The sequence below is a fragment of the Methanolobus bombayensis genome, from assembly GCF_017873415.1.
GTDB lineage: Archaea > Halobacteriota > Methanosarcinia > Methanosarcinales > Methanosarcinaceae > Methanolobus > Methanolobus bombayensis.
Window position 1 is genome coordinate 42,803 of sequence record NZ_JAGGKD010000015.1, and the last position, 6,529, is coordinate 49,331.

The following is a 6,529-nucleotide window of genomic DNA, read 5'->3' on the forward strand; positions in this document are numbered from 1 at the left end:
AACTATTGCTCTCACATTCCCATTTTCTTCATCATTTTTTGCATATTGAATTTTCCGCCACGGAATCCTTTCATGGCGGTCTGCATCATTTTGTGATACTTCAAGAGCTCTCTGACATCTTCCGGAGCGGAACCTGATCCTCTGGCAATTCTCTTGATGCGGGCACTACCGATGATCCTTGGGTTCAGCATTTCTTCTTCTGTCATTGAATCCATAAGAACTCTGTAACGTCCGAGTTTGTCACCTGTTACCTGATATGCATCTTCAGGGATCTTGGCACCCATTCCTCCAAGTGGCAGCATCTGCATAATCTGCTTCATTGGTCCCATTTTATTAAGACTTTCAAGTTGCTTGTACATATCTTTTAGAGTAAACTTTCCACGGAGCATTGATTCCATGTCAAAGTCTTCTTCACCGAGTGCTTCTTCAGCCTTCTCAATAAGACTCTTGATGTCACCCATTCCGAGAAGTCTTGAGATAAACCTGTCAGGCTCAAACCTTTCAAGGTCTTCCGGTGTCTCACCAACACCAATGAATGCGATAGATGAATTTGTCTCAGAAACTGCGGAAAGTGCTCCACCACCTTTTGCGGTACCATCAAGTTTTGAGATCACTACACCTGATATTCCTACGGAATCATTGAATGCACGTGCCTGTTCACTTGCCTGCTGGCCGATCGCACCGTCAAGCACAAGCAGCTTGTAATCAGGTTTTGCCACGGCATGTATTTCTTCCATCTCTGTGATAAGGTCACTTTCAAGTGAGTGACGTCCGGCAGTATCTACAATGAGTACGTCGTTCTTTTCGAGTTCCTTAAGTCCTCTCTCAACAATGCCTACTGCATCAGGGTTCCCTTCTTCTCCGTAGAATGCAACATTAAGTTTGGTACAGAGGGTCTTAAGCTGCTGGTATGCACCGGGTCTGAATGTGTCAGCACAGACCACGGCAGGTTTCAGTCCTTTCCTCTGGAAATAACGTGCGAGTTTTGATGTGGTGGTAGTTTTACCGCTACCCTGCAGACCTATCATCATAATTTTTTGAGGTTTGAGGGGGATGTCGGTACTTTTGCCGATTATGTTGATAAGTTCCTGATAAACAATTCTAATTACATGTTCTCTGGGACTCATTCCTGAGGGTACTTCTTCTTTCAGTGCACGCTCTTTGATGTGTTTTGACATCTGCATTACAAGCTTTACATTCACGTCCGACTGAAGCAAAGCCCTCTGGATATCCTTGACGACCTCGTTTACTGTACGCTCGTCGATACGTCCAGATTTTACTATTTTCTTAAGGGCATCCTGCAGTGAATTCCCGAGTTTATCCATTACCATTTAAGGATCTTCCTTTTCAGTTCTCTCTTTTTGCTCTAATAAATGGGGAGTTAATATTTAATTCTGTTGTGAAAATCATCTCAGTTTGTAGACGGGTACATCGCATAGAATTACGTAATCAAAACCACAGCAATCAATACAGCAACCACTCCTGCCCATTGCCTGTTCTTGAGTCTTTCTTTCAGGAGTACCCATGCAAGAAGTACTGTTACAGCCGGGTAGAGGGAGGTGAGGATTGCTGCAATATCCAGCCTTCCTGCCTTTGCTGCAAGCACATAGAATATATTTCCTCCTGTGTCAAGAAAACCTGCGAGCACAATAAGTGGAAGAAATTTGATCCCGGATATTTTCAGTTTTCTGCTGTAATATGCTACTATTATAAAAGTAGGGATAGTTGCCATTCTGGCTCCTACAAGCGGCCAGAATATCCCTGAACTCTGCACCTGGTCTATGAGTATCATAAAAAGACCAAATCCTGTACCTGAAATAAGTGGTAATTTTATCCTGTTCAGTTCGATCTTCTCACTATTCTCATCCCTTGAAATGAGCCATACTCCAATGAAAGCAAAAGCAAATCCTGTAAGCTGGCTTATACTTGGAAGTCCTTCTGTTATCATTCCAAAACTCATTGGTACAACTGCACTCCATACGGCTGTAACAGGTGCCACAATTCCCATTTTCTCCACTGAAAGTGAATGGTAGAGTGCCAGCAGCCCCGCACCTCCGCAAAGTCCTGCCACTGCCCCCCACAACAGATCAATATTGGATGGAATGTTCTCCCGGAATATTATTGCAGATGCTGTAAGGAGTATTATTCCTATTATCTGGGAAATGATTGCAACTATCATTACTCCGTTGCGTTTGGTTGCAACTCCGCCACTGAAATCTCCTGCTCCCCAACACAAGGCAGCCACAAGTCCGAAAATAACAATAGATAGTTCCATTCTTTGTATCCTGAATTTACTGGAACGAGTAAATGCTATAAAAGAGTTACAACTCAGCTTTCTGAAAGATAGTTAATTGTGTTAGAAAAGTAGCGGGGGATAGATTCGAACTATCGATCTACGGGTTATGAGCCCGTCGGGATCTCCTGGCTACCCCACCCCGCTTCGGGGATTGAAGTTTAATTTTGAAAGGTAATCTTTCTATGTCTGCATACTATATATGTATATTTCCAGAACACGGCTCTAACACACTAATTGGTTGTTATATCATAATTGTGTTAGAAAAGTAGCGGGGGATAGATTCGAACTATCGATCTACGGGTTATGAGCCCGTCGGGATCTCCTGGCTACCCCACCCCGCTTCGAAGATTGTTGCTTATTCTGGAAGGGTACTCCCCCATCAACTATTTCATTGTTGATAAATGTTGCGTATGATTCCCTTTTTGCAATAGTATGCACGATACATAAATAGGTAAATTATATCTCTTATATGTTTAAATATAGTGATTCAACTAGTGATTCAACTTTAGTTTTACTAATTGGAGAGATAATATGGCCTTACCTGACAAATTCAAATGTGTTGTTACAAACTGGGATTACATTTACGATCTTTGCAGAGAAGTTGCAAACGAAGTGAAAGCTTCAGGATATGAACCTGACATGATAGTTGCCCTTGCAAGAGGTGGATGGTTTGCAGGTCGTGTGTTATGTGATTTCCTTGGTCTTGATGACCTTACAAGTCTTAAGATAGAGCACTATCTTGGAACTGCACTTGCAGGTGATGGGCCACAGATCAAATATCCTCTTGCCGACAATGCTGTTGCAGGAAAGAAAATCCTTATTGTAGATGATATTGCAGACACAGGTAAGAGCCTGATGCATTCCCTTGAATATGTTAATGAACAGGAGCCTAAGGAAGTAAAGACCGCAGCTCTTCAGTTCCTTGACTCCTCAGAATTCGAACCGGATTTTATAGGAGAACATCTTGAAGAATGGGCATGGGTTGTCTTCCCGTGGAATTTCATTGAGGACATGACCGATCTCATTTCAACTCTCATGACAAAAGAGGACAAGGAACTCTGGGACATCGCTTCAATAAGGCATGGTCTCTATATGTATCACTCTCTTGGATCATTCGCATTTGAGATCGCACAGCCAGGCAGGCTTCCTGAAATCATGGAAGAGATGCATCGCAGGGAAATCGTATGCTCTGTAAATGAGGATGGAAAACAGTACTGGAAACTTTCTGAGTAATACGAGTGATACGATGCAGGAAAAAACTAAAGCTGATATCGCAATTATAGGTGGAAGCGGCATTTATGATGCCAATCTGCTTGAAAATGTACGTGAAGTTGATATTGACACTCCTTTTGGAAAACCTTCTGATTCAATAACAGTTGGTAAGCATGGAGATGTTGGTGTATGTTTCCTTCCAAGACATGGTGTAGGTCACAGGATATCTCCATCAGAACTGAACTCGAGGGCTAATATATTCGCTCTTAAGAAACTTGGTGTTAAGCGCATAATAGCTGCATCTGCAGTGGGTAGTCTGAAAGAAGAACTCAAACCACTGGATATTGTCATTCCAAACCAGCTATATGACCGTACAAAATCCAGACCTTCAACTTTCTTTGAGGATGGTATTGTTGTCCACATGGGATTTGCAGACCCGTTCTGTCCTGAGACTTCCAAGACCATAGTTGATGTTGCCAATTCAAAGGGTTACAGCGTCAAAGAGGGTGGAACTTATGTATGTATGGAAGGCCCGCAGTTCTCAACCCGTGCTGAGTCCCTTGTATATCAGTCACTTGGATTTGATATTATTGGTATGACTGCAATTCCTGAAGCAAAACTTGCACGTGAGGCTGAGATATGCTACTCAATGATCGCTACTGTGACGGACTATGATGTGTGGTATGATGAAGATGTAACAATCGAGACTGTCATTGAGAACGCAATGAAGAATGAAGCTGCTGTGAAAGATATAATCGTATCAACCCTGGATAAGCTAAGCCTTGAGCAGCATTGTATGTGTAAGGATGCTCTTATGGGTGCTATTACAACTGTTCCATCCATGATTCCTTATGAAACAAAAAGAAAGCTTGATCCTCTTATCGGAAAATATCTGAAAGAGTGAGGCAGTGCTGTCTGTAAGCAGCTTATCGCAAGTGTTTTAATATATCATGATGCTTATTTAATTCGGTGGACCAATGCCTCATAAGTGTACAAGATGTGAATCTATCTTTGTAGACGGTGCTTCAGTAATACTTAGCGGATGCCCTAATTGTGGCTGGAATAAGTTCCTTTATGTCAAGGACGAAGAGGTTGAAAAGAAGTCTCATGAAGACTCAGAGACAACAAAAACCGGAGAGGAGCATGTTATTGACGAGACTTCTTATGAGCATAAGGAAGAGATGTCTTCAGGTGAAATTATCCGGGAAATTGATGATATACTTGGTGTTGAGGAGAAAGATTCCAGTGTCACTGAAGAGGAAGGTGAAAGAGTTGAATCCGTGCGTATTCTTGGTCCCGGTTCTTACGAACTGAACCTCGATTCTCTGCTTGACCGCAAGGAGCTGGTAATGGCCATCAAGGAAGATGGTGCATATGCCCTCCACCTTGGTTCTGTTTTTAAGGAAAATAAAGATAAGAAAAAGAAGAAAAAGTGATCTTTTTTTGAGGTAAGCAATGGGTATAACTCCGGAAGAACGATTCTTTGAAGTTGATGCTCTGCGGGGAATCGCAATCTTTCTGATGGTTATCTATCATTTCTTTTTTGATCTTGATTTTTTCAGCATCTCTGAATTTGATATGCATTCAGGTCTCCTGCTTGTTATTGGAAGAAGCGCTGCTATCCTGTTCATTTTTCTTGTGGGTGTTTCCTTAACTTTAAGTTACTCAAGAGCATCCCGTTCCAAATCTGAAAAAGATATCTTCATTCACAATCTGAAAAGGGGTGCCGGAATCTTTGGTTGGGGTCTTGTGATAACCTTTGTAACAGTAATATTCCTGGAAAGAGGCACTATTTACTTTGGAATACTTCACCTGATAGGCGTATCGATAATTATTTCCTATCCATTCCTGAAATACAGATGGCTAAACCTGATTGCAGGTCTTATTCTGCTCTTTGCAGGAATCCCAATGGATTCAGCTTACGTTGACTATTCATGGCTTCTCTGGATAGGTCTCAAACCACTCGGTTTCTACACCCTTGATTACTTCCCGATGATTCCCTGGTTTGGACTTGTTCTTCTGGGAATCTATGCAGGAAACAGCCTGTATCCTGATTACAAACGTAGTTTCAGGATGTGTGATTGTGAAGAGAATGTTGTTGTGAGATTATTTGAGTATCTGGGGAAAAAGTCACTGTTGATCTATCTGGTGCATCAGCCTGTAATAGTTGGACTTCTATTGCTGTTTACATGATTATAAAGCAATTTGCTGTGTTAGAAACATCAATTACTCTTTTGCCAGTGCATAACTTGCCATAACTTTGAGATATTCATGGTCAACTTCCATGAGGACTGTCTGGAACATGGCTGCATGGACTTTTTCTTCTTTGGCAATATCGAGCAATATGGTCTTAAGGTCTTCATTATCGGTAAGATTAGCCATCTGTTCATACATATTAATGGCATCGAACTCAGCCATGATAGCAATCCTCATAAACTCTTTGTCAATGTCTTTTTCACTGATATTTTTAAGCTCAATGGGAATTTCTGAAAACACCATCTTATCACCTTTTATTTGCCCAGTTCTTCTTCAACTTCTTCCCGTCCGGCTTCCATTTCTTCTACCTGTTCCTGGTCAATTTCCAGAAGGAGTGTCTGGAATTCTCCAATATGTGTTTTTTCTTCCTTTGCAACATCAAGAAGTACACTGCTGACTTCTTTATTATCAGTCATGCCTGCCATCTGTTCATAAAGGTTGATGGCATCCAGCTCGGCCATGAGTGCAGCCCTTAATATTTCTTTATCGATCTCTTCTTTCTTGAGTTTACTAACATTAATTGGTACTTTTGAAAACATATCTCCACTCTCCCTAGGAAGTATTAATTTATTTATGTGGTTATTGTTACCTTCAAGATCAAGATAGTAATAACTCCCATGTATTACATGAACAGTCAGCCTATTTAGTACTAACGAGATATGTCTTTAAATTTAACTCAAAAGCGAGAAGTCCCCTTCCTCGGAACGTAGCGACAGGTAAGGGATGAAAGCGTCATAAACCAATCAAAAAACAGTATCAAACACT

Annotated in this window: 8 protein-coding genes and 2 tRNA genes; 4 read left to right on the plus strand and 6 right to left on the minus strand. The window is 41.4% G+C overall.

Translation table 11 applies throughout. The features are described from left to right. Nucleotides 1–11: 11 nt before the first annotated feature. The 4 genes from J2746_RS12630 to J2746_RS12645 form a co-directional block, all read right to left on the minus strand. A complete protein-coding gene (locus J2746_RS12630; RefSeq protein ID WP_209621621.1) occupies nucleotides 12–1,331 on the minus strand; it encodes a signal recognition particle protein Srp54 in 1,320 nt (439 codons plus the stop codon). Between the two features lie 110 nt (nucleotides 1,332–1,441). After that, the gene (locus J2746_RS12635; protein ID WP_209621626.1) at nucleotides 1,442–2,275 is read right to left on the minus strand and encodes a DMT family transporter; all 834 of its coding nucleotides are present in this window, start codon (nucleotides 2,273–2,275) and stop codon (nucleotides 1,442–1,444) included. Between the two features lie 90 nt (nucleotides 2,276–2,365). Continuing rightward, nucleotides 2,366–2,440, minus strand: a tRNA-Met gene (locus J2746_RS12640). Nucleotides 2,441–2,562: 122 nt separating this feature from the next. Beyond that, nucleotides 2,563–2,637, minus strand: a tRNA-Met gene (locus tag J2746_RS12645). A 190-nt stretch (nucleotides 2,638–2,827) separates the two neighbouring features. Here J2746_RS12645 and J2746_RS12650 point away from each other — a divergent pair. The 4 genes from J2746_RS12650 to J2746_RS12665 all read left to right on the plus strand — a co-directional run bounded on the left by J2746_RS12650 (nucleotide 2,828) and on the right by J2746_RS12665 (nucleotide 5,701). Beyond that, nucleotides 2,828–3,529, plus strand: a complete 702-nt coding sequence (locus J2746_RS12650; RefSeq protein ID WP_209621631.1) for a phosphoribosyltransferase — start codon at nucleotides 2,828–2,830, stop codon at nucleotides 3,527–3,529. A 13-nt stretch (nucleotides 3,530–3,542) separates the two neighbouring features. Further along, a complete protein-coding gene (mtnP, locus tag J2746_RS12655; protein ID WP_209621633.1) occupies nucleotides 3,543–4,412 on the plus strand; it encodes an S-methyl-5'-thioadenosine phosphorylase in 870 nt (289 codons plus the stop codon). A gap of 73 nt (nucleotides 4,413–4,485) precedes the next feature. Beyond that, nucleotides 4,486–4,944: a Zn-ribbon domain-containing protein gene (locus J2746_RS12660; RefSeq protein WP_209621635.1), complete on the plus strand. Its 459-nt coding sequence runs from the start codon at nucleotides 4,486–4,488 to the stop codon at nucleotides 4,942–4,944. A gap of 19 nt (nucleotides 4,945–4,963) precedes the next feature. Beyond that, nucleotides 4,964–5,701, plus strand: coding sequence for a heparan-alpha-glucosaminide N-acetyltransferase (locus tag J2746_RS12665; RefSeq protein WP_209621638.1), 738 nt, complete (start codon nucleotides 4,964–4,966; stop codon nucleotides 5,699–5,701). Between the two features lie 33 nt (nucleotides 5,702–5,734). Here the strand turns inward: J2746_RS12665 and J2746_RS12670 are convergent, their stop codons facing one another. Together J2746_RS12670 and J2746_RS12675 are read right to left on the minus strand one after the other, a co-directional pair. After that, entirely contained in the window at nucleotides 5,735–6,007 is a 273-nt protein-coding gene (locus tag J2746_RS12670) for a ferritin family protein (RefSeq protein ID WP_245250154.1), read from the minus strand. 11 nt (nucleotides 6,008–6,018) lie between these two features. Next, nucleotides 6,019–6,303 (minus strand): ferritin family protein, encoded by a 285-nt coding sequence (locus J2746_RS12675; RefSeq protein WP_209621648.1) that lies wholly within the window; start codon nucleotides 6,301–6,303, stop codon nucleotides 6,019–6,021. Nucleotides 6,304–6,529 lie beyond the last annotated feature (226 nt).